The organism is Oceanobacillus jeddahensis, assembly GCF_000750635.1.
Classification (GTDB): Bacteria; Bacillota; Bacilli; order Bacillales; family Amphibacillaceae; genus Oceanobacillus; species Oceanobacillus jeddahense.
In genome coordinates this window covers 299,601-323,386 of the sequence record NZ_CCDM010000004.1, presented here as the reverse complement: position 1 = coordinate 323,386, position 23,786 = coordinate 299,601, and the positions used below count along the sequence as shown (strand labels likewise).

At 34.0% G+C, this 23,786-nt stretch carries 27 protein-coding genes; 22 read left to right on the top strand and 5 right to left on the bottom strand.

Translation table 11 applies throughout. From position 1 onward, the window contains the following. Positions 1 to 124 precede the first annotated feature (124 nt). From map to BN986_RS18225, 4 genes are all read left to right on the top strand, one after another. Positions 125 to 865: a type I methionyl aminopeptidase gene (gene map / locus BN986_RS18240; protein WP_040982784.1), complete on the top strand. Its 741-nt coding sequence runs from the start codon at positions 125 to 127 to the stop codon at positions 863 to 865. Positions 866 to 1,097: 232 nt separating this feature from the next. Then, positions 1,098 to 1,292, top strand: a complete 195-nt coding sequence (locus BN986_RS18235) for a hypothetical protein (protein ID WP_040982782.1) — start codon at positions 1,098 to 1,100, stop codon at positions 1,290 to 1,292. Further along, the gene (locus BN986_RS18230) at positions 1,276 to 1,467 is read left to right on the top strand and encodes a hypothetical protein (protein ID WP_040982780.1); all 192 of its coding nucleotides are present in this window, start codon (positions 1,276 to 1,278) and stop codon (positions 1,465 to 1,467) included. Before BN986_RS18235 ends, BN986_RS18230 begins: the two co-directional genes overlap by 17 nt. A 233-nt stretch (positions 1,468 to 1,700) precedes the next feature. Beyond that, on the top strand, positions 1,701 to 2,543 hold the full coding sequence (locus BN986_RS18225) for a DUF5700 domain-containing putative Zn-dependent protease (protein ID WP_040982778.1): 843 nt from the start codon (positions 1,701 to 1,703) through the stop codon (positions 2,541 to 2,543). Positions 2,544 to 2,626: 83 nt separating this feature from the next. Here BN986_RS18225 and BN986_RS18220 read toward each other — a convergent pair whose 3' ends face one another. Continuing rightward, the gene (locus tag BN986_RS18220; protein WP_040982776.1) at positions 2,627 to 2,827 is read right to left on the bottom strand and encodes a hypothetical protein; all 201 of its coding nucleotides are present in this window, start codon (positions 2,825 to 2,827) and stop codon (positions 2,627 to 2,629) included. A gap of 228 nt (positions 2,828 to 3,055) precedes the next feature. Here BN986_RS18220 and BN986_RS18215 point away from each other — a divergent pair, with 228 nt between their 5' ends. Further along, positions 3,056 to 4,480, top strand: coding sequence for an aspartate ammonia-lyase (locus BN986_RS18215; protein ID WP_040982775.1), 1,425 nt, complete (start codon positions 3,056 to 3,058; stop codon positions 4,478 to 4,480). A gap of 134 nt (positions 4,481 to 4,614) precedes the next feature. Here BN986_RS18215 and BN986_RS18210 read toward each other — a convergent pair whose 3' ends face one another. Both BN986_RS18210 and BN986_RS18205 read right to left on the bottom strand, forming a co-directional pair. Further along, complete coding sequence (locus BN986_RS18210; RefSeq protein WP_040982773.1) at positions 4,615 to 5,136, bottom strand: HXXEE domain-containing protein; 522 nt, start codon at positions 5,134 to 5,136, stop codon at positions 4,615 to 4,617. An 84-nt stretch (positions 5,137 to 5,220) separates the two neighbouring features. Beyond that, positions 5,221 to 5,754 (bottom strand): 2TM domain-containing protein, encoded by a 534-nt coding sequence (locus BN986_RS18205; protein WP_040982771.1) that lies wholly within the window; start codon positions 5,752 to 5,754, stop codon positions 5,221 to 5,223. 93 nt (positions 5,755 to 5,847) lie between these two features. Here BN986_RS18205 and BN986_RS18200 point away from each other — a divergent pair, with 93 nt between their 5' ends. Further along, positions 5,848 to 6,444, top strand: a complete 597-nt coding sequence (locus tag BN986_RS18200) for a TetR/AcrR family transcriptional regulator (RefSeq protein ID WP_040982769.1) — start codon at positions 5,848 to 5,850, stop codon at positions 6,442 to 6,444. A gap of 156 nt (positions 6,445 to 6,600) precedes the next feature. Here BN986_RS18200 and BN986_RS18195 read toward each other — a convergent pair whose 3' ends face one another. Next, positions 6,601 to 7,494: a LysR family transcriptional regulator gene (locus tag BN986_RS18195; protein ID WP_040982767.1), complete on the bottom strand. Its 894-nt coding sequence runs from the start codon at positions 7,492 to 7,494 to the stop codon at positions 6,601 to 6,603. Positions 7,495 to 7,796: 302 nt separating this feature from the next. Between BN986_RS18195 and BN986_RS18190 the strand changes: the two genes are divergently transcribed. From BN986_RS18190 to BN986_RS18135, 13 genes are all read left to right on the top strand, one after another. Continuing rightward, entirely contained in the window at positions 7,797 to 8,996 is a 1,200-nt protein-coding gene (locus BN986_RS18190; protein ID WP_040982765.1) for an MFS transporter, read from the top strand. 12 nt (positions 8,997 to 9,008) lie between these two features. Then, positions 9,009 to 9,581, top strand: a complete 573-nt coding sequence (locus tag BN986_RS18185) for a flavodoxin family protein (RefSeq protein ID WP_040982763.1) — start codon at positions 9,009 to 9,011, stop codon at positions 9,579 to 9,581. 302 nt (positions 9,582 to 9,883) lie between these two features. Next, positions 9,884 to 10,738 carry an ABC transporter ATP-binding protein gene (locus tag BN986_RS18180; RefSeq protein ID WP_040982761.1) on the top strand — a complete coding sequence of 285 codons (855 nt, stop codon included), beginning with the start codon at positions 9,884 to 9,886 and terminating at the stop codon, positions 10,736 to 10,738. Next, positions 10,735 to 11,442 carry a fluoroquinolone export ABC transporter permease subunit gene (locus BN986_RS18175; protein WP_040982759.1) on the top strand — a complete coding sequence of 236 codons (708 nt, stop codon included), beginning with the start codon at positions 10,735 to 10,737 and terminating at the stop codon, positions 11,440 to 11,442. The genes BN986_RS18180 and BN986_RS18175 overlap by 4 nt, the downstream gene beginning before the upstream one ends. Further along, positions 11,439 to 12,161: a hypothetical protein gene (locus BN986_RS18170; RefSeq protein WP_040982756.1), complete on the top strand. Its 723-nt coding sequence runs from the start codon at positions 11,439 to 11,441 to the stop codon at positions 12,159 to 12,161. The genes BN986_RS18175 and BN986_RS18170 overlap by 4 nt, the downstream gene beginning before the upstream one ends. Positions 12,162 to 12,562: 401 nt before the next feature. Continuing rightward, positions 12,563 to 13,165 (top strand): TetR/AcrR family transcriptional regulator, encoded by a 603-nt coding sequence (locus BN986_RS18165; RefSeq protein ID WP_040982754.1) that lies wholly within the window; start codon positions 12,563 to 12,565, stop codon positions 13,163 to 13,165. 11 nt (positions 13,166 to 13,176) lie between these two features. Further along, on the top strand, positions 13,177 to 13,638 hold the full coding sequence (locus BN986_RS18160; RefSeq protein WP_052400906.1) for a DinB family protein: 462 nt from the start codon (positions 13,177 to 13,179) through the stop codon (positions 13,636 to 13,638). Between the two features lie 203 nt (positions 13,639 to 13,841). Then, positions 13,842 to 14,690, top strand: a complete 849-nt coding sequence (locus BN986_RS18155; protein WP_052400904.1) for an alpha/beta fold hydrolase — start codon at positions 13,842 to 13,844, stop codon at positions 14,688 to 14,690. 191 nt (positions 14,691 to 14,881) lie between these two features. Next, positions 14,882 to 15,499, top strand: a complete 618-nt coding sequence (locus BN986_RS18150) for a hypothetical protein (RefSeq protein WP_040982750.1) — start codon at positions 14,882 to 14,884, stop codon at positions 15,497 to 15,499. 265 nt (positions 15,500 to 15,764) lie between these two features. After that, a complete protein-coding gene (locus BN986_RS27925; RefSeq protein ID WP_052400902.1) occupies positions 15,765 to 16,610 on the top strand; it encodes an erythromycin esterase family protein in 846 nt (281 codons plus the stop codon). Beyond that, entirely contained in the window at positions 16,543 to 16,971 is a 429-nt protein-coding gene (locus BN986_RS27920) for an erythromycin esterase family protein (protein WP_081922257.1), read from the top strand. Before BN986_RS27925 ends, BN986_RS27920 begins: the two co-directional genes overlap by 68 nt. Before the next feature lie 463 nt (positions 16,972 to 17,434). Beyond that, positions 17,435 to 18,343, top strand: coding sequence for a glycine betaine ABC transporter substrate-binding protein (locus tag BN986_RS18140; RefSeq protein WP_040982748.1), 909 nt, complete (start codon positions 17,435 to 17,437; stop codon positions 18,341 to 18,343). 337 nt (positions 18,344 to 18,680) lie between these two features. Continuing rightward, positions 18,681 to 19,142 carry a GNAT family N-acetyltransferase gene (locus tag BN986_RS18135; RefSeq protein ID WP_040982746.1) on the top strand — a complete coding sequence of 154 codons (462 nt, stop codon included), beginning with the start codon at positions 18,681 to 18,683 and terminating at the stop codon, positions 19,140 to 19,142. Positions 19,143 to 19,393: 251 nt separating this feature from the next. Here the strand turns inward: BN986_RS18135 and BN986_RS18130 are convergent, their stop codons facing one another. After that, complete coding sequence (locus BN986_RS18130) at positions 19,394 to 20,314, bottom strand: DNA-3-methyladenine glycosylase family protein (protein ID WP_040982744.1); 921 nt, start codon at positions 20,312 to 20,314, stop codon at positions 19,394 to 19,396. 763 nt (positions 20,315 to 21,077) lie between these two features. On the opposite strand from BN986_RS18130, the gene BN986_RS18125 reads away from it, so the two are divergent. The 3 genes from BN986_RS18125 (at position 21,078) to BN986_RS18110 (ending at position 23,776) form a co-directional block, all read left to right on the top strand. Beyond that, complete coding sequence (locus tag BN986_RS18125; protein WP_040982742.1) at positions 21,078 to 21,605, top strand: MarR family winged helix-turn-helix transcriptional regulator; 528 nt, start codon at positions 21,078 to 21,080, stop codon at positions 21,603 to 21,605. Continuing rightward, positions 21,606 to 21,983, top strand: a complete 378-nt coding sequence (locus tag BN986_RS18120; RefSeq protein WP_040982740.1) for a rhodanese-like domain-containing protein — start codon at positions 21,606 to 21,608, stop codon at positions 21,981 to 21,983. A gap of 998 nt (positions 21,984 to 22,981) precedes the next feature. Then, positions 22,982 to 23,776 (top strand): MerR family transcriptional regulator, encoded by a 795-nt coding sequence (locus BN986_RS18110; protein ID WP_040982736.1) that lies wholly within the window; start codon positions 22,982 to 22,984, stop codon positions 23,774 to 23,776. The last annotated feature ends 10 nt before the right edge of the window (positions 23,777 to 23,786 follow it).

Below are 23,786 nucleotides of genomic sequence, written 5' to 3'. Positions count from 1 at the left end.
ACACTGTTTAGTTAACTGCTACCTATTCTTTCAACGAATCTTTTGTTGGAGAAAAGCCATATTGTTCAAACTAGAATCAAAAGGAATACGGATCATAAAATACTTTAAGAAGTGAGGATACGGGATGATTGCGAAGACAGAAGAAGATTTTAATGGATTAAAAGAAATTGGTAAAATTTGTGGAGCGATTCGAAATGAATTAGTCCAGCGTGCTAAACCTGGAATCACGACGAAGGAGCTTGATGAAATTGCAGGGGAGATGTTTGAAAAAGCAGGAGCTCAATCTGCACCAAAAGGAGAATACGATTTCCCTGGATATACCTGTATCAGCGTAAATGAAGAAGTAGCGCATGGGATTCCGGGGAAGCGGACGATTCAAGAAGGAGACCTTGTGAATATCGATGTTTCAGGCTCGAAAAACGGTTATTTTGCAGATACTGGAGTTTCAATTGTAGTCGGAGAGGGAGAAGAGGTTTTACAGAAACTATGTGATGTGGTGAAAGAAGCATTCGATGCTGGACTGAAAAAAGCAAAACCTGGTTCGAAAAAAAGTGCATTTGGAAAAGCCGTACATAATGTTGCCAAACAGCATAATTTAACGGTTATCAAAAATCTTACGGGACATGGTGTTGGACGTTCCATCCATGAAGCACCGGATCATATTTTCAATTACTACTCCCGCTGGGATGATGAAATTTTAAAGGATGGTATGGTGATTGCCTTTGAACCTTTTATTTCTACATTGGAAGAAGAAGTTTACCAATCCGATGACGGCTGGACTTTTCTAACGGATGAAAGCTTTGTGGCTCAATATGAACATACGATTATTCTGACAAAAGAGGGACCAATTATTACTACGTTGTAAGAGGCGGGTACTACTAAGAAAAGCGCACTAATTGAATAAAAGTGCGCTTTTACTGTATTGAGTCAGTTTTTGCAGAGTCATGAAGCATTACGATGTAGTGATGTTTAGACCAACCTTAAGCTTTGTTATATAAAGTAATAGAATCTTTTGAGGTGAGTAAAATGAATCCATTAAGTAAAAATATAAAAAAGAACTGGCAAATGCATTGGATGATAAAAATGAGGCTATGTTTATGGCTGATGGAAAACTTTTCTCCCTTGAAGTGCATCATTTGGATTTTCCAGTTGAGAACCATGATAATTTGAAACAGGAAATTGATTTGTATCCGGAATTAAAGGATTCTCTTCAGCGTTTTCTTGATAATCCGGAGATGAAAAGGTATACCGCAAAAGAACTAAAGGAGCAGCGATATGACCAAAGAAGATAACCAAAAATTTTTGGTTTATTTTACTGAGGAATTTAACAGGTGGTTGGATCCAATCCAAGCCTTCTTTTCGGAACAAGAAGAAGATGTGTTTGAATGGTGTTTTTTCAAAGAAGGTAATATGATTGATGTCATAAATATTTTGCCATCTCGTTCAAAAAGAAAACGTATAAAATAATTTATGAATGAGTTTATTTAACGAAAATATGAAAACGTTTTCTTTGAAGGGAGTTACATAGGCAAGCAGAGTGTTTCATTTATATATGAAAAAGGGTCTGAGTAACTAATGGATTTAGAACTTTTTTTAGAAGATAAAGAACTCATCCGTCAAAAAGGTAAAAATGGTACATGCGGAATATTACTAGATTATATTAATGAAATGAGATGCCATAAAGCGGAGGGACAATAAATATGAAAATTTATAACACGGTTCCATATTTTTTAGAACATTACCGGCCGTCAGTAGAGTATTTAAATCATTATCATGAAAGGTTCGAATCACATTTCAAAGAATATTTTCTGTACCATTGTAAAAATACAGATGAAAAAATAAAAAAAGCCATAAAAAAATACCCTTCCCAAATGGGTGAGATCCGGGAATCAAGTGAGAAAATGGAGAACCTGATTCAGCAAGTTGTGATGGCTTATAGTCAAAAGTATAAAGTGGAATTTACTAAAGATGTGCATATTATTGTTGGGGTATATGGATCGAATGCTTTTACGCATCGTCAAATTAATCCTGAAGTGACTTTCTGTTTAGAAAAGCTGTCTTCAGATGAGAAGCATTTAAACGTCATTATTGCCCATGAATTTGGACATTCTCTTCATAACAGGTTATCCGATCAGGAGGGGATGGACTGGTCTAAGCTTCAATGGCTGCATCCGTACACAACGTTGTTACAGGAAGGCTGTGCAACGTATTTTTCTGAACAGGTAACAGCTGCCGAAAAAGCAGTTTACTTTTCATACGATGATAATGGGGAAGAATGGTTGGATTTTGCGGAAGAAAACAGAAGTGAGATTATCACTGCTTTTTTAGAAGATGTAAAAAAATGTACACAGCATGAAGTCTTTCAAGAATGGTTTTCCATAAACGGGGGCTCGCATTTTGGGTATACACGTTTAGCTTACATTATTGGATATACTGTGATTCAATCTTTAATCAAAAAGTATCAGGAGAAAAAAGCTGTTACTATTTGGAAAGAGCCTGGCTTCCATGAGGAAATAGAGAAAGTGCTTATAGAACTTGTTTAAAAATGCAAAAGTACAGCATTTCATTTCGTTAATCTGCAAAAGCGATCATGATATATCAGAATCAGGATCGCTTTTTAATAAATTTAAATTCTGTCTAAGAACAGAAGTATGTTACTAGCCGCCCATAGAACAATCGCTATTTGAGTCAGGATATAGATGGCTAGTTCAATGTACGTTAATTTTCTTTCCTTTTTGATTTTCTTAAAATGAAAATAATAATAAATGGCACAAAACAATAAGACTGCTCCAGATAATTGGGATATGTTTTCTAATAAGCCAACCAATACAAACTTCCTCTCTTTTCACATGATCGCAGGTGGTAGAATTTCTCAATCCCTGTTAGTGGTGCCATTGTATCAAAATACTTGTGAAAATTAAATGTAAACTATTATATACAAGAAATAAAGCAGGACATACGTAATGAACAGAAACACAGAGGGTGGGTAGGAATTATTTCCTTTTGGTAGTATAATGAAGTGGATAGATTAGTATTTGTACAGGAAGTGTATATAATGAAAAAAACAGGATTTAGAACTGAAAAAGACGCTTTAGGGCAAAAAACGATTTCTCAGGATGCCTATTATGGCGTTCAAACGGTACGTGCTCTTGAAAATTTTCCTATCACGGAAATTCCCGTTCATAAAGAGCTGATTCTCGCGCTTGCCGAGGTGAAAAAGGCAGCGGCACTGGCTAATGTGCACACAGGAATGTTGTCGGAAACTATTGGGGAAGCAATTGTAAGCGCTGCCGAAGAAGTGATGGAAGGAAAACTATTGGATCAGTTCGTCGTCGATTCGATTCAGGGAGGAGCAGGAACCTCCATTAATATGAATATGAACGAGGTTTTGGCCAATCGTGCTTTGGAAATATTGGGAAAAGAAAAAGGAGATTATAATTTCTGTTCGCCTAATACGCATGTCAACATGTCCCAGTCCACGAATGATACGATACCAACTGCTTTAAAAATAGCTTCCTATCGCATGGCTCAGGAATTGATCGAGACCTTGAAACGATTGGAAAAAGAACTGGTGAAGAAAGAAGCAGAATTTCAGAATGTGCTAAAAATGGGACGAACCCACCTTCAGGATGCTGTACCGATCCTGTTAGGTCAGGAATTCAGCGCTTATTCTGAAGTGGTTGGCAGGGATATTAATAGAATTACGCAGGCAGCGGAGGCAATGCTGACGGTCAATATTGGTGCAACAGCTGTCGGGACAGGTCTTAATGCCAAACCGGAGTATATGGAAAAGGCAGTAACACAACTATCCAAACAGCTTGGTGTAAAGCTCCATTCAGCGAAAAATCTAGTGGATGGTACACAAAATACAGATGCTTATACAGCACTATCAGCAGCTTTGAAAGTGTTGGCAATGAATATGTCTAAAATTTGTAATGATTTGCGCTTAATGGTATCCGGACCAATGACAGGTTTTCAGGAAATTATTCTTCCTGCAAAACAGCCAGGCTCTTCCATTATGCCTGGAAAAATAAATCCAGTTATGATTGAAGTGGTCAACCAGGTTGCTTTTCAAGTTGCTGGCAATGATCAGTCGATTTGTATGGCATCTGAAGCCGGGCAATTTGAATTAAACGTGATGGGGCCTGTTATTATTTTTAATTTGCTGCAGTCTCTTAAAATAATGGATAATGGCTTAGATGTATTTACAAGCTATGCAGTAAGCGATATAGAAGCAAATGTAGAGAGGTGCCGTGAGTATGTAGAAGAAAGTTATGGCATTATCACCGCATTGAATCCACATTTGGGATATGAAACAGCTGCCAAGGTAGTAAAGCAGGCAATTGAAACAGGGCTGACTATCAAAGAAATCTGCAAGGCACACGACCTGCTTTCAGAGGAGGAACTGGATACGATTCTGGATCCAAAAGAGATGACTACACCAGGTATTGCCGGGAACGAGTTTCTGATGAAAAAATGATAACCAAAAGGTAACTGACTTCTTGTATATCAAAGAATGCAGTTACCTTTTTGTTGTAATATACTTTCAAAAAGGTTCCCTCTTCAAATAACTAGTAAGGGTGATAATTGATGAGGTTAGTTCACTGTGAAGAATTAACTTTCTAATCGAAAAGCCAATTTTTCCCCAATCATATGACTTACAATAAACACTGGAATAAATAGTATGATAACGAACAGTGCTTTCATGCTGATAGCCAAGTTCAAAAGTCCATGCTGATAAAACGCTATATGGACGATAATATTATATGGAATAATCAATAATAATGTCGTCCATAACCCTGGAACATAACATTTTAGCAATAATGACTGAAGCGGATGCGTAAAAATATTTAACGCAAAAATTATATTTAAACCAAAGAATAAAAAGTATTGCTCTGTGATAACAGTCACTACTATCAAAGCAGATGCAACGATAGAAAGAATGTATACGACGATGGAAAACTGAATAGCTGTCATTTTTTTGTGTTTCTCTAATTCATGGATGGCAAAAGGAGGTATGCGTTCACGAACTTCCGGATACTTTTTAGAAAACCATCTTTCTATTATAATAATTTCTTCAAAGTTATGAAGCATGAAAATGATTAAAAAAGACCAAATCAATGTATGGACGTCCATTTAAAATCCTCCCAATTTAAATTATCAGAAGCTGTGAGATTTTCGTTTCTTTTCTGCCACCAGTGCTTTTCAACTGTGAATACATCATGCTTTTTGCTTTTTGGGGAAAAGTGTGTAGCTGAAACTTATTATAAAATCGATGACGACAATGAGAGACCAGAGCAGCATGATATGCATTAATGATTCAGTCTGAGCATCATTGTTAATATAAAGAGTGATACTTATTAATATCCCGCCACCGATGAACAAGGAGAGCAAATGCCGGTACCATCCTTCACGTTCTTTTCTCGCATGCTCTTTTCCGTACTTTATTTTTACCGGCTTATCACCGTTTCCAAATCGATAATTAAAATGTCCATCTGCCCATTGAATCATCCGATGGCCAAAAGCAATACTTACACCAATATAAACTGCAGCTATTCCATGTATCGTAGTAGCAACAGCACCGTTTTTTAAATCAATGACCGTTACAATAAGTAAGATAAGATCTACAATAGGAGTACAAATCAACAGAAAGGCACCCAATCTCTTCTTTTTCCATATATACCTGGAACATAATCCAGCTAAAACAAACACCCAAAATCCAACTTCACAAGCTATAATTAACCAACCAATCAAATGGAACACATCCTTTGCATTTATTTAGCACAACTGTATTAAATTAAATATAGCATGATTGTTTATTTAATACAATTGTGCTAAAATAAAAATATGCCAAAACAAGTTGATCATCAAAAACGTAAAATTCAAATCGCAGAAACGACATGGAAAGTCATCGTGGAAGAGGGGATTGAACAAGCAACCGTAAGAAGAATTGCACAGTCTTCCGGACTCTCGGTTGGTGCAGTAAGATATTATTTTGCATCACAGTCAGAATTACTGCACTTTTCTATGGAACTCGTAGCAGATCGAGTTATGCAAAGAGCAAAGGCAAGGAAATTTTCAAAAGACAGGGATCCGTTAGAACTTGTAACAGAGGCTGTCAGTGAAGTATTGCCTGTCGATGAAGAACGAAAAATAGAAATGGAGGTATGGTTAGCTTTTTCAGCAAAAGTTCTGGTCGATAAAACACTTCGGGAGCTAAGTGATAAAGTCTATGGTGACATGCATGAAGGATTAAAAAATGTAGTTCATGCATTGCAATTATTGGATATAGCAAAAGAAGGACTAGATCTTGAAATGGAAGTTAACAGGCTCCACGCAATTGTTGATGGAATGGCGATGCATCATTTATTAAATCCAGAGCAGTTTACACATGAAGAAATGATGGAGACTTTAAAATATCATCTTCATTCTCTTTTAAAGTAATTTAAAGACCTTGCCTTTCTTGAGAGAGAGATTAAATTTTTTCCGAGAAGTATTAAAAATGATAGGAAGGTATTAGAAAACCTACGGATTCGCTTGTTCATTAGCGAATCCGTAGGTTTTCTAATGATTAAAGCGATAAAGTTAAAATCATCCCCCTTAGAAAATACGTTCACTTACCGAAATAAATGAATTAAGTATAGGAGTGAGCTTTTTATCTTTATGCCAGGAGATAAAATGGTATATTTCACGATCCTTTTCTTCCGCTAGCTGAATCCTTTTTAATTCCCCAGTTTCCATTTCTTTTTTTACGACTCCATAAGGTAATAGAGCAATACCAAGGTTTGTTTTTACGCAATTTTTTAATGTTTCTATGTTTGTAATTTCAAACGTTGCATCGAAGTTTATATTTTTATTCTGGAGAATGTTCTCTAATAAATTCCTGTAAGAACAACCTTTTTCGGTGAGTATGATAGTCTCTTCGGTTAAATCTTGTATCTTGGCGTTATTCATTTGTGAAATAGAATTCTCTGGCGAAGCTACTAACACCAATTTTTCAGTAGATAGTTTTGAAATCTCCAAATTGCCCCCGTTTCTTTCTCCTTCTTCTCCAAGCATAAACGCAAAATCTATTTCACCTGAATATAATTGGGACTGAATATCAGAAAATCGATGAAGCGGTTTAACAACTACTCCTATATTAGGGAACAACATTTTTAATTCTTTCAGTACATCAGGCAGCTTATAAGTACATTGACTTTCCGTTGCTCCAACGGTGATGGTGCTTTTCATATGTTTATCAAAATTGATTTCTTCCATAGCTGAATGGTATTGAGAAATGATCGTATCACTATACCTTTTAAATTTTTCTCCAGATGTCGTGAGTACGAGTTTATTTCCTAGTCTATCAAATAAATTGACCCCTAATTCTGTCTCTAAACTTTTGATTTGAGAAGTCACACTAGACTGCGCATAGTTTAAGATTTCAGCGCTTTTGGTAAAATTTAGCGTTTCACTTGCAACCTGAAATGTAGAAAGCTGCTTTATATCCATTTATTTTCGCTCCAATCGATATTTCCGATGGAAACTATCGGATTTTTAATCTGGTTTATACAAATATACTATCATACAATAACCTTGCTCACAAAAAAGTGAAGAAACCAATAATTGGGGGAGTTATTATATGTTGGAGTCTAATTACATAACATGCCAAACCACATGCTAAAGCATTATTTTGAGTAACAAAGCCTCGTTTCATAGTGAGATGAAAGAGAAAGCCGCGAAAAGTCTTTGAGAAATCGTTTTACGTAATAGGATACGCAGAATAATAACAATAAAAAAAGCGAGGCGATGTAATGTCCATTTTAAAAAATAGAAATTTTTTATTCTTCTTTCTTGCAGATATCATGTCAGGATTTGGCGTAGGAATGAGTACAATCGGAGCGAACTGGTACTTATTAGATGAAACAGGCTCATCTGGAGCAGTTGGTGTGATGTTAGCACTGAATGTCATAGCTGGCTTTCTTGTTTCCCCGTTGACAGGTATTCTGACAGATAAATTTAATCGAAAAGTCGTTATCCAAATAACCTTTATCCTAAGGGCAGTTGCCATTGGAATACTTACAGTTGCTTTCCTATTGGATGGATTTACGATCGGATATATTTATATATTTTCCATTGTTAATGGCATCGGGTGGAGTATTTATATGTCGGCATCCCGAAGTCTTATTCAAGAATTACTAACGGGAGAGCAATTGTCGAAAGGTAATTCGTTGGTCGAAATTAGTTTACAAGTTGGAATGTTTATGGCAGGTGCTGCTTCTGGTTTTATTTATCGGTTTGCCGGCTTTGAAGCCATCCTGCTGATTAATTCCTTGATGTTTGTCATTTGTAGTTTATTTATGATGTTTGTTAAATATGAGTCAAGTTTGTTAGATAAAGATGAAGGTTATCTTTTATCTTTTAAAAAAGGGATTCAATACTTATACTCTCATAGACTGACTTTTCTGCTAGGGGTAGTAGCAGCCATCCCTTTAGTAGCGACGATGGTTTTTAACGTTGTTTTACCAGAGTATGTTAGTGAAACATTGAATGCGGATTCGGTGGTCTTTGGATTTTCTGATATGGCTTATGGATTCGGTGGTTTGCTTTCTGGATTTCTTGCAGCCCCATTTGCGAAGAAGGTTACGAAAACCAGAGCTGTTCAAATAATCTTTATTTTATCGATTATTACTTTACTAGGCTTATCCTTGAATACCATGATTTTCATTATTTTCCTGGGGAGTTTCATCATTGGTTTTTCAAATTCTTCTATCAGAATTATGATGAACACCTTGCTTATGGAAATTGTTCCAAAAGCCTTAATGGGCAGAGCGATGTCTGTATGGATGGGAATTGCACTGTTTCTGCAGGCTGTATTTGCAAGTGTTCTTGGATTATTAATCGATATTTTTTCTCCAAGTATAGGTTTTATTTGTATGGGAGCATTAATGCTATGCGGTTTAACACTGCATTACGTTATTTCAAAAAAGAAAGATAAGAAGAATTATCAATAGGAGGGGCTTTAAATGAAAATTGGCGTTATATACGGAAGCACAAGGTATAACGGGAATACAGAACGACTAACAGAAGAAGTCATTAAAGACTTACCGGAAGTAACAAAAATTGATTTAAAAAAATACCAGTTTAACGATATTTCTGATCAAAGACATGAAAGAAATGGATTCTCACCAGTAGAAGATGCGTATAATCAAATAATTGACCAAATCATTGATTGTGAGGTTTTAATTTTTGCAACGCCTATCTATTGGTTTGGAATGAGCAGTCTGATGAAAAGATTCATTGATCGTTGGTCACAGACGGTTAGAGATGAAAATTATCCAATGTTTAAGAAACAAATGCGTCGTAAACAGGCTTATATCATTGCGGTTGGAGGAGATAATCCGTTGGTTAAAGGAATGCCTTTGGTCCAACAATTTGCTTATATCTGTGATTTCATTGGGTCAACGTATAAGGGTTATTTAATAGGTGAAGGAAATAAACCCTTAGATATACTGAAAGATGAAACTGCTTTGAAAGAGGCTCATAAATTAGGAAGATTATTAAAAAGAGAGGAGAAGATCAGGAATAACAGGAAATGAAATTAAATAATTCTTTTGTAGTTATTTCATTTATTTTCTGATACTTTTACATGTAATTATCATAAATAAAAAGGATGTCTTGTGAAGCATCCTTTTTATTTGTTTGATGCATATTTTTACACTCCTAAATATAATACAGACAAGTATCTACGGAATATTTAGATGATTGTATACATATTTCAGGTTTACATGATAAATAATATACTGTATTCTTATGAATATAAAATAAATAAATTCATAGAATCAATAAAATGCAATTATATCTAATTAACATTCTACTCATTTGAGAAAGGAAGGAAGGCATGATCCATGTAAACCAGTTATATTTTACTTACCCGGCAAACAAGGATGAAACCATTAAAGGAATGTGTTTTAAAATAGAAGAAGGGGAAGTATTTGGTTTTCTAGGTCCCTCAGGTGCAGGGAAAAGTACGGCGCAAAAAATATTAATTGGAATTCTTAAGGGATATTCAGGAAGTGTAAAGGTGATGGGAAAAGAAATTAGGAATGTTAGAAAGGATTACTACGAGAAAATTGGCGTGTCATTTGAATTACCGAATTTATACAATAAATTTACTGCAATAGAAAATTTGAATTTTTTTAGTTCTTTCTACACCGGAGCAAAAGAGGATCCGAAACAGCTGTTGGAAATGGTTGGGCTGGAACAGGATGCTCAAACAAGAGTCTCCAATTATTCAAAGGGCATGAAAATGAGGTTGAACTTCGTGCGTTCCCTATTGAATAAACCAGAACTGATCTTCCTCGATGAACCTACATCAGGACTTGATCCAGTCAATATGGAAAAGATAAAAGATATTATATTAAAGAAGAAAGCGGAAGGAAAAACCATTTTTTTAACTACCCATAATATGAATGTTGCTGAAGAAATTTGTGATCGGGTTGCTTTTGTCGTTGACGGTCAAATTAATATCATTGATTCCCCTCGTGATTTGAAATTGCGCTATGGTCAGAAAAAACTGCAGGTTGAATACAGGGAAAATAATCAAATGAAGTCAGTTATTTTTTCGATGGAAGGACTGGGAGATAATACAGATTTCGTAAATATGATCAAGTTCAAAGATATCGAAAGAATGCACACACAAGAGGCCAAACTGCAGGATATATTCATAAAAGTGACAGGGAGGACAATTACATGAGACTTTTATCTGCTTTGAAGTTTGATATGCTTTCTCTCTATCGGTATCGTATCGTTCATGCTTATCTCCTACTCACCATTTTTTATATTTTTTTACTTCATATGATGCCAGAATCAGGATCTGCTACAGCAAGTATTTTAGTAATATTTACAGACCCTGTTGTCCTTGGATTCTATTTTATAGGAGGAATCATTCTCTTAGAAAAGTCCCAAAATACGTTTGATAGTCTATTTGTAACTCCCTTTCGTATGGAAGAGTATATCATAAGCAAAGTGGGTTCACTGACTTTGCTAACCGTGGTAGTCTGTCTTAGTATTATCATTTTAACGACTGGATTTAAAATAAATATAGGCACCATTTTATTGGGGGCATTTTTAAGCGCTATCTTTTTTACACTTTTCGGATTGACGTTGGCTGTTCGAGCGAAGACACTTAATAAGTACTTTATGATTTCTTCTCTCTATTCCATTATATTTTTTCTGCCTTTATTAGATTATCTAAACATTTTTCATACATGGCTGTTTTATTTCATCCCTTCCTATGCAACACTTATTTTGATAGAAGGTGGAATGATAGATATATCGGTTTGGGAGATGATATATGCTGTAGGTATGCTTGTTATTTGGATTGGGATCGCGTATATTTTTGCGAAGCATTCTTTTTATAAATCCATCATCTTACACATTGGAAGTGATAAAAAATGAGAACGTTTATCGCTTTTTTTGTGGGAGATATAAAAAATATCACACGTGATTCCATGTTGTTTGGGGCTATGTTAGCACCTGTTGCTTTAGCGTTATTCGTCAAATATTCTATTTCTTCCTTTTCAGAAGACCTCCAGGCAATGTACGCGTTTTCTATAGAACAGCATTTCCCTTTTATCATGAGCTTTGTCATCTTATTACCACCATTTATGCTTGGGGTCATGGCAGGTTTAATGATTTTAGAAGAAATGGACGATCATATTTTGTCCTATATCGCTGTCACACCAGTGTCAAAGTCTATCTATTTGTTGTATCGTTTATTAGTTCCTATGGTAACCAGTATCATTTTAACAATTTTTGTTATGATGTATACGGGTCTTGTTGATTTCGCGATGAGCCTATTGCCTATAGTTTTGCAGGCAGCATTGCTTACGCCGTTAATTGCATTGTTTCTAGCAAGCTTTGCAAATAATAAAGTGGAAGGACTGGCTATTGGAAAAGCAGTAGGAATCATTGTAGTTATTCCTGCTCTAACATACTTTGTGGAGTCAAATTGGCTGTTTTTGTTAGGTGTTTTTCCAACATTTTGGATTTCGGAAGCATTCATGAAAAATGATGAAATCGCATTGCTTCATAATATTTACGTATGGATTGGCTTTTGTGTGCAGGGGATATATTTATATGTGTTATTTAAAAAATTTAACCGCAAAGCTACTTAATCCTGCAGTAAAATTGAGCTGGATTTTAAAAATAGTAGTGTAGGGAGAAGTGCAGTTATGGAAAAGCTATCCCATTCAAAACTGTTTGATCATATTATCCGATATTTATTGTAAAATAAATAATGCACGATAGATTTGTTTTATGATATGGATATGCGGTATATTGATTTCTTTCCTGGGATTGGTAGTTTATATTAAAGAAAAAGGTAAGCATGAAGTGTATAAGAGGATGTTCAAAAAGTCCAATAAAAATGACACGGCGAATTTCTGCGTTGACGTGTTTTTTCCGATACTCACGTATTATAAAGCATACGCTCCGTTCGAAAAAAACACGTCGCCTTGAACTTCTTGGTCCTATTTATCGGCCTTTTTGAACACGCACTATAAAGGAGCGGGGAATCTTGGCGGGAAAATTTAACGAGCAAGAAAAAGAATATATTCGCAGTAAGTTGTTAGAACATGGAAGGCAGCTATTTGGAGACCTAGGCTTAAAAAAGACAAGTATTAGTGATTTAACGAAGCAGGTTAATATCGCACAAGGAAGCTTTTATCTTTTTTATGAATCGAAAGAAGAACTATATTTTGAAATCCTGGAACAGGAAGAACAATATATTCGCGAGGAATTGCTTCATAAGATACTGCTGACAGAAAAGGTAACAAGGGAAACCTTCCGTCATTTTTTACAGCAAGCTTTACAATTCTTAGACGAAAGTCCAATTATCAAACAACTGTTTGATAAATCAACGATGGAACAGCTGCTGCGCAAACTGCCTCATAAAAAATTAGAAAGTAATCATCAAGGGGACATCGACTTTTTAGTTCCCTATATTGAAAAGTGGCAAGCAGATGGGGTTATGAAACAATTAGAACCGGATATTATCGTCAGCATGATTCGCTCTTTGGTTATTTTGTCTTTACAAAAGGAAATGATCGGGGAAGCGAATTATAAATCAACGATGGATCAGTTTGTGAAGCTTGTTTCGGAGGATTTAATTATTAGGTAGGTGGATGAATAATGGAGGGTAAAAAAGAAATATTAGAACATCATAGGTGCGTTATCGAATTTGTACAAGCTTTAAAAGATTTAACTGAAGATGAATGGAGAACACCCATAGCAGAAAATAAATGGACTGTGGCAGAAGTGATTAGTCATTTAATTCCTTGGGATGAATTTGTATTATACAAACGGATTCCTTATCTATTTACAGATGATAAACTCCCAAAGAGTCCCGAGGCAGCTATTATAAATGCAAAAGCTGCTTTAAAAGCTAGAAAGACTGAAAAGAAAATAATTATAGATAAATTTATATTAGGAAGAAGCAATCTTTTAAAAGCAATTGATATTATACCAGAACATCATTGGAAAAATGAATTAACTATTGGACAAACCAGGTTAAGTTTATTAGATTATTTAGGCGGACTTGCTGAGCATGACTTTCATCACTTTGAACAAGTAAAAGATGTTCTAAAATCCTAGTTGGTTAAACAGTTTTATGCCAAATATACTTGAAAATATCCCGATATAGTTAAAATAAGCATAACTATTAATGAATGTGGGGGTATGGTTGATTTTTTTAGTTTAATTCATAAAATTTCGTGAATTGTGTTAATATGGAATGGAATTGGTATTGAAAAGCATCATTTATTCAAGCAATTACTTTAAATAAAGGAAGAGTTTAAATGGAGATTTGGGAAAAGAAATTACTAAAAACATCACGTGGAACATTCGAAATATTTGTAAAGGGAGAAGGTCTACCACTTTGTGTTACCCATCTTTATTCAGAATTTAATCAAACAGGAGATTACTTTGCAGAGACATTTACAAAAACCAATAAAGTATTTTTGATAAATTTAAAAGAAGCAGGTAACTCAGAAAAAGCTACAGAACCATACCACCTAAGTTTTTTAGAGACAATATTCGATTTAGAGGCTATTCGAAAAGAATTGGATTTTGATACATGGGGATTTGCTGGGCATTCAACGGGAGGTATGTTAGGTATCATTTATGGAATATACTTTTCAAATTCTTTAAAATATAATGTGATTGTTGGAGCTGCTGCAAGAGAATATATGACATTTTCAAAAGATTGTATTTATCATCCTGAACATCCTTATTTTAATAAAATGCAAGAATTAATTGAATCCTTAAAACACCCCGATCTAACCTCAGAAAAAAGAAAGAAGCTAATAGCTGAACGAACCAAATTATCTTTATTTGAACCTGACAAATATGATGCACTTTTTTCTCGAAATATTAGCAAGGGAATAGCTGCAACTCGAATGAATTATTTCAGTCGAGAAGTGCAGGTATATGATGTTACAAAAAAGTTGAAGTTTATATCAATCCCTACTTTAATTATTTGTGGTAGATACGATGTACAGTGTCCAGTGGTCTATTCTATTGAAATGGATGAGGACATACCTAACTCAAAATTAGTTATTTTTGAAAAAAGCAATCATTATCCATTTTTAGAAGAAGCAGAGCTATTTATACAAGAATATAAGTTGTTTATGAATGCAGTTTCTTAATTGTTGGTCTAGAAGATTTCATAAAAATAATTTATGGAATATGCAAGAACGTTTTGAAATAGTTTAACAAGAGAACCATTAGGAATGATAATATTTTCTCCCTACTTATTTGTTTTATATAGTGGATGAACTGCGATTAATAAAATAGTGATGAGGTGATTTAAATTTATTGCTCAAATTGTGGAGAAAAAGTGAAATCTAGTTATATGTATTGTAAAAATTGTGGTCATCCCCAAGTGCAAGAAAACAATAAAGATGTATTTTCGAAAATTAATTTAGATACGGATTCAGACATTAAGTATGATTCTGTAAATGGGGGATTTTATATTCAACCTTTGAATGTAGATATTTATTTAGGTGGAGGAGAAAATTTCATGCTTGACGAAAATGAATATTGTCTTTTTGTGAAAGAGGATGTTGCTTGGTACGAAATAAACCCTAGATATAACGCTCTTGATTGTGATGCTTGTGGCACATTATATCTGACAAATAAGTGTTTATATTTATATGATGAAGGATTTAGTAATTTTTGGACTAGGCTTAGTAAGGAAGGAGATTACCCTAAACAGGTAAAAAGGATGCCAATAAATGAGATAGTCGATATAGTATCCAAACAATATGTAAACTTTACTGGACCATATATTCAAGGAACAGGCTTTGATTGCTGGCTTCCACCGTCTGAGAGAAGATATACCAATAGAAAGAGCCCGATTGTTTCTCGTTATGATGATATGGATGGAATGGTAGGGGTAATATTTTTACTGCAAAATATGGAAGAAAAAGGTATTTTAAGCGAAAAAATGCGATAGGTATGATAGGAAATCAATAAAGGATATCATTAATTTGGATTAATCGGGTCATAAAGTATCTGTATTTTATCTCTGATATTGGTGTTTTTAACTTTATAGAAACATAAAATGATTACCGCTTAGCAAAATAGCGTAACATCTAATTTCAATATTTTCTTGATCTTTAGAATCTATAGTGGAGTTACCTTTTCAATAGTTCAATAACATTTAATAAATTTCTAATGTAACTAACCATGCGATAATTTTGAAACAGGGAGAAAAAATTATGAACTTTATCAGAGAAAATACAAAAAATCGTTGGAAAGTACAAATTAAAAGTACTGCTTCTGAAATAACAACAAATCGTGACTTTTCATTTATGGATCGTTTTATTAAAGATAAGCGAATGATACTTCTTGGTGAAAATTCACATGGAATAGCGGACTATTTCACAACTAAAACGGACTTAATCCGTTATTTGCATCAATATCATGGGTTTAACGTTGTCGTGCTTGAAAGCGGTCTTCTGGAAGCAACGTTGTGCAAACCATTTTTAAGCGATTACTCCCCTGAAAAACAAATTCAAAATACCTTATTAGATATCTACCATAATGAAGAGATGAAGCCATTGTTTTCCGAGGAATGGGCAAAGTCTTTAATACTTAGCGGAATGGATCCGCAGCCTACTTATCCATTAACATCTGAATATATGTTAGGTTGGATAAAAAATTATATAGAAAATGAGTTATACGAAACTATGAAAGCGGTTGAAGAACATTATTTTGAATTGAACACTGAAATGTTGGTGAAGATGACAAAATCTTTAAAAAGAAGAATGAAGATAGTTATTCAAGAATATGAATCCGTATTGAAAATGATAAATATCAAACAGGAAAACAACACGAATCCAGAAATACAAAGGATGCTCCTAGTAATCAAAAGGGGAATGCAAAATAGGCTGCAATGGTTACAAGTCAATTTAAAAGGTTACCTATCCTCAGGGATTCAAAGAGGGTTTAATATGTATCAAAACTTAGAATGGCTGATGAACCATTACTATAAAGATGAGAAGATCATTGTATGGGCTCATAATTTTCATATATGGAAAAGGCGTAAAGTTATTAGGAATTAAATCAGTTGGTTATTGGTTGCAAAAGAATTATCCTAAAGACTTTTATTCAATTGGTTTCTATGCGGGAGCCGGCAAATTTGCAACGCCATTACGGGTTGAATTCGAGATAAACACTAAGAAAAGAAATCATTATCATTTAGAGTCATTACTTAATGAATCATCTGAATCAAACTTATTTCTACCGCTAGATGAAAAAAATCAAATGCCGGATAAAAAAATGTGGCTTAAAAGAAAATGGCGCTTATTAGAATCGGGATTTTCAGGTCTATCCCCAATGGTTATTTATCCACAAGATCACTATGATGCAATCATTTTTGTAAGAGAAGTGACCTCTCCCAATTATTTAAAACGGTCTGAATAATTGTAAAAAGCTATTTGAGGGCGTTTTGCTTATATGTATACTTTGTGTTAGGTTGAATAATAAGCGAGTAAGCGAATGGATACTTAATGGAATATTTTGGTTGTGGTTCTATAATTTTCTGAAATTTTAAAGCAGTTTCATGCAACGGGGAATCTTAATACTTATGTTACTCGCTGGACGGTGGTGATGAAATCTAAAGAATAAGATTCGCCAGGGTCTAAGCAGATGCCGATTGTACGATTAGAGATATTGATCTGTTTTGAAAAATGTCGTTGAAATGATAGAAGTCGGTTCAGCAGTCATTTTAAAAGTTTTGTTACTGATAAAATGAAAAGATTGGTTATCCATATCCATACTTTATAGAATCATGAAGATGGATATGAAGACCCAAAAGTGCATGGTTATCCATTAGCTTATTGAAAATGTAGGATCAAATGAAAATGTCAGAAAGGTGTTGTGTTTTGTGAACGCATTAAAGTCATTGTTAGCAGTGGGGATATTTTCTATTATTCTCCTTGCTGCATGTAATGATGGTTCAACAGAAGGAGATTCAGCAGAAGGTGAAGGAGATACGAATTATAGTGAAGAAGTGGACTACACGATCACAGGTATTGAGCCTGGAGCAGGCGTTACAGAAACTGCAAATAATACGCTTGATACGTATGATAATCTGGATGGCTGGGAACTTGAAGAAAGTTCCACAGTAGGAATGCTTGCCCAATTGGCTGATGCAATAAGTAATGAAGAGCCAATTATTGTTACGGGCTGGATACCCCACCATAAATTTCTCCAATATGATTTAAAAATGTTAGATGATCCAGAAGGTACGATGGGAGAGAGCGAATCTGCCCATACAATTACACGCATAGACTTAGAAGAAGATATGCCAGACGCTTATGAACTCCTCGATAAGTTTAACTGGGAGTTAGAAGATGTGGAACAGGTAATGTATGAAGCAGAAGATTCTGATGTTGAAACTGCTGCTGCCAACTGGGTGGAAGAAAATCAGGATAAAGTTGCTGAGTGGACTGAAAATATTGAAGAAGTAGATGGCGAAAAAATCGAAATTGCTTCCATGCCTTGGGAGGCAGAGCAAGCATCCGCAGCTGTTATCGAGCAAGTATTCAGCGATTATGGTTATGATGTTACAGTAACAGAAGTCGATCCTGCCATTTTGTTTGAAAGTATTGCCGGCAATAGTGTTGATGCAACAGTTGCTCCAGCATTACCAATAACACAGGGACATTTGTATGATCGTTACGAGGGTGAATTTGTGGACTTAGGTCCTAACTTGGATGGTCTACAAAATGGTTTTGTTGTTCCTGAATATATGGATATTGATTCGATTGAAGATTTAGAACCAAATGAATAAGCTTTTATCAAATATTTTATAAGGAAGGGGCAGTTGTGCTATCAGGTAGCTGATTGTGCAACTGCCCCCTTTTTATACGAAAGAAAGAAAAACAAGGTTTTTGCTATAAAAAGGTGAGCTTTTCTAAAACCTAGTAAAAAGAATCTTACGCTATTTTAATAGACTAAATTTTATAACCAGAGAAAAAATTGTGTATGACAAGGTTTGATAGAAACTGTAGCTTTAGCGATGATTAGTAACATTAAATTTAAAGTGTTGATTAATATACCTCCTTACCAACATTACTAACTTACCGGGTTTTTAAAAGTGATATAATAAAGAATAAAGGGGAAATAAAATGAGCTGGACGATTAGAAAAGCCTCGTTAAGTGATGCGGATGCGATTACGGAATTAAGAATGGAACTTCTGACAGTAGCTGGGGATGTAAATGAAGAAAATAAGTCTAACGTATTTAATGCAAACCAAATTTACTTCAAGGAGAAGCTGTCTAACGGTATGTTTACTGCTTGGCTAGCAGAAGATAAAGGAACGATTGTTGCTATAAGTGGGTTAGTATTTTTTGATAGACCACCCCAAGGCGAGAACATAAGTGGAATAGAAGCATATGTAATGAATATGTATACTAAACCCAAATATAGAGGATTTGGTATAGTCCGTACATTATTAGAAGAATGTATTTCTCACTGCAAAAATATAGGTGTGGGGCGAATATGGTTACACGCTTCTGAGGACGGTTATCATCTTTACAAAAAAATGGGGTTTGTTGATAAAGATTCAGAGATGGAGATGTTATTATAAACCTGATTAATCTCAAGTTAATAGAGTTAAAAGTGACATCTGTTTTGGCGTCATATTCGTATTCTCTTTGTAACAAAACGCTGTGCTTCGTATAATACGAAACGCAGCGATTTGTATGCGTTGTGCGTCGAAAACCCCCACTGAATGAAGTTTCGTTTTATAAGTATGTTCATGGTTGATTTTAAATATATCACAGCTAAAACTAAAAATTATATTAACAAGAATGTACTGTTCAATACTAATTAACATAATTATCTATTTATAGAATGGTCGATATTTGCAGCTGCCCTAATATAATGCGCCCAATATCCGACAAACCTTCCGTACTGATTTGAAATTGTTTTTATATTCACTTCTGATTTATTATTGGAATATAAATTTTGTAAAGTTTTATTTAAGACTTTTTCATTAAGAGGTAATTTTTCCATTTTTCCTAATCCTCTTAGGAGAATAAAGGATGCGGACCACTCTCCAATTCCTTTTATACCAATTAATTTCTTATATACCTCCTGGTAAGATTTAGAGCGTAACTCCTTTTCATTAAATTTATTAAAAGCTTGTATAACATTCCAAAGATAATTAGATTTTCTCGGATTTTTGATGATATTATTTAAATCATTTTCTTCTATACCAATGAATTTATTGGGGGAAGGAAATGTATAATAGTTATTATCAGTTAAGCAAATTTTATCTCCATAAGATTGCATTAGCTGTTTTTTCAGATTGATAGCATAACCCATTGGATTTCTAGTTGAAAGAACTGCCCAACAGGCATTTTCAAAAGGGGTTAAAAATTTCACTTGATGATAACCATATAATTCTTTAACAATTGGTAGAAAAATCTTATCATTTTTACTAAATTTATAAAAATCCTTTAAATTGTCATCCAGACTCAAAAAGAAGGATATTCTATCTTCTGCTTCTAGGCGGCTAGAATTATTGATTGGTTGATCTGAATATAATTCGTAATGTAATTTTGGATTTTCAATTGACCCCATGGAATAAACTGAGAAAACAACACTAATGGTAGATAGTTCAACAGCTTTTGTAATACGTTGCCCTTTATAGGTTTGTTCCCCTTTTGTGGGTTTAAAAGACTGTAGAAAAGCAATACTTTTAAAGAAATCAAAAGGAGGACAAGGATACAAATAACCCTTAACTTTATAGTTCATAATCAAAGTCTCCTGTCTTTTTAGAAATTTAATAGTCTTGTTATACTCGAAAACCAATTCGTTTAATAAGTAACCTCATATTTGTGAAAAAAGAACATAAACATAAATAATCTATTAAACACCCTCTTAGGCACTTTTATCATATTTAAACAAAAGTTAATTTTCTATTAATGAAAATCGCCTTCATCATATTCAGATTTTATTACGGGAAGCGCCCGTTAACTCCTGCTACCAAATAAAGAGGGAGAATACATTTATTTAGGTGGGAGATAACGATCGCTAACTTTCTGAGTCACTCAGGCTAGTTCAGTGGGAGAAAAGAAGCAGACTAAGTTCGCGACGTCCTGGGACTGGGACTGCGATTACTCGCCCCATCGTAAAGCGTTGTGAGTTGAAAACTCCCACTGAATGAAGTTTCGTTTTATTAAATAAATATCAGTATTTTAAATTGACTATTAATACTTACTTATATTATACTCTTGCATATAGTTTGAGTTCAAACTATATGCAACCAAACTATAAATGTATTTTGAGGGGCAGGTGGAATAGGAGTATGAATAATTTTGATGAGGTAATAGGAGAGTAATTTGATAAAACAATTGGATAATACATTTTATCAAGGTTAAGAAAGGGTGTATACTTACAAATTTTCTAGCTAAGGTTTAATTGAGAATCTCTTAAAATCTGTACATTATAAAGGTATTTGACTTCTATTGTTTGGAGACTTATTATATGGTTACAAACTATTGAAGGGATACTAATTATGACAGATTTCAATTTGCAAGATCTACCTAGTAATAAAGTTTTGAGCCAATATGCAGAACAATTTCCTGAAGCAGATGTTTTGTCAGTAGAATTATGTTTGAGTTTTCTTTCCGTTTCACGATCGGTGTCAGATGCTTATCAAGTTTATTATTCTAAGTATGGATTATCATTAAATAAATTTAATATTCTTATGTTACTTTATCGTGCTCCAAACCACGAACTATTTCCATCAGAATTAGCAAATAGCGCAGGTCTAACAAGGGGGACGATTACAGGAATTCTAGATGGTTTGGAAAAGCAAGAATGGATAAAAAGAAAGCATAGTTTAGTTGATCGAAGGAAACTTACGATAACACTCACGGATAACGGAACAAAAAGATTAGTCCAAATGTTACCCGATCACTATTACAGAACAAGCGCCTTAATGGATAAGTTGAGTAAGGAGGAAAAAGAGTCTTTAAAAGGAATTCTAAATAAAATACATGAAGGTACTTCTGTTCTTTATGAAAAAGAGGAGGAAATATAAATGGCAACAAATGCAACTGAATTTTTTGAAGAAAAGATTAATGCAACCTTTAGTCCAATGGATTATTTACAAGAGGTTAAAAAAACACCAGAAAAGTATTATTTAATAGATGTACGTAATGGACCACCTCATTTGAAAAGGGAAAAAATTGAGGGAGCAGCAGAGATTCCTCAAGGGGAGTTAGAAAACAGATTATCTGAAACTCCAAAAGACAAAATATTGGTGTTATACTGTTGGGATGTTTGGTGTAATACAGCAGCAAAAGCAGCAGTGTTTTTAATCAGTGAAGGGTTTGAAGTTAGAGAACTTGCCGGTGGTATTGCTGCTTGGAATACAATGGGGTTTGATACGGAAATAGTAGAAGGGTATGAAGAATAAGTATTAAATTTTCTAGTTCAGTTTATCTTTAGATTTTGATAAAATGTATATTGATTAAAAAGGATGTAACAAATAATAAGATGATGCTATGAAAAATAGCCCTAAGAGGGAAAAGATGCTCTGTTAGGGCTATTAAATGCATTTATTTACAGTTTTTAGAACTAGTTTTTATATCTAGTAGCGCAAAGGTTTATCAACTAATTTCTTCAATTGATTTATATATTTTATATTCATTATAAATAGTTACTACTTATATCCTTTATAATAAGTGAATGATAGCCTGTGAATTCCCTCTAGAATAATGGTGTGAATACTTGTGAAATCCAAATCCATAAAACAAAAAGCAAACATATCATAGATAGAAACATACCTATAATGGAAATAACCATAATAAAATTATTCCTTCTTTGTACGGTCAATATAATGCTGATAATAAAACAAATCATACTTAGTAAAAATAGATATCCTATGTTTACTCCAATTAGAAAAAAAAGACTAACAACAAAGGGAGTAAAAAAACTAATAGCAAGAATAATCCATCCTAATATTAAAATAATGTTCCTGCATATCTTCATGATGTCACCTGCTTATACTGTTATATTTTCATTTATTATTATTCTGTGTTTCATTAAATAGCCTGGCTCTTCCAAACATATTTTACGAAGGATTTTAATTACTCTTCGTATACCTTAATAACTATTTCTACATAGTGTTCCGAAAACAAATAGCAACAACAGGTAACAAACAAATGCCGGCGGGCAAGCAATGGTTGGTGGAAAATCGAGATAAAACGGATCCGCTATTAAACTTTGAATAATATGTAAAAAACATTAAGTAGGATGAAAAAACAGCTGCCAAACCTCTGCGTATTAAACGCATTATCATCCTTTTATGCGAAGCAAGAATAACATATAAGTATGAAAAATTAAATAAGAACACAAGTTAAAGGAATTGAAAAAAAGAATATTTTTATTTTGTAATAGAAATGGGGAGAAATAATGTATACCATTGGTCAAGTAGCTAATTTTTTAGGGGTTTCCAGAGATACATTAAAGTATTACGAAGAAAAGGAGCTAGTCAAGCCAAAGCATGATCATGAAAATGGTTATAGAAAATATAATGCCTATGATATTCATGATATCATTACGACGAACTTTTATAGAGAGCTAGATATAGAGATTAGGAAAATTCAAGAGATAAAGCAATGTACAAGTATAATCGATTTAGAGCATTTATTAGCGGAGCAAGAAGCGAAAATAATAGAGGAAGTTGCATATAAAAAACGTCTTTTAAAGAAAATCAATTCCGTGAAGAAGGACTATTGTAAAATCAAACAACATTTAGGTGAATTTACAGTTAAAGAGATGGAACCGTTAGAGATAAAAGGAGAAATAACGGAATATGCTGCTTATGAAGAATATGAAATTATCAGAAATAGTACGGAGAGTTTAAAAAAAGCTGTTACTTTAACAAGCGCTAGGCGTGTCATACATTTTGATGACGAAGGGATAAAAGAGGAAAGATTTATCGTTGTAAGAAAAATAGAAGATAATGATAAAACTCCTAAAGGGGAAGTCCTTTCCTATCCAAAGTGTATTTATACCGTGATAGAGGATGGTAGATTTGTTAATGGAGAAAAGAATATTGATCATGAAGTAGGAGAACGTCTTTTAAAAATAGCGCAAGAAAATGGATATGAATTAATAGGTAAGGCTTATATTAACATACTATTGACTACTTATGAAGAAGGACTGGAACGTGTATTTCTAGAAATGTATGCGCCTATAAAATAATTAAAAGGAT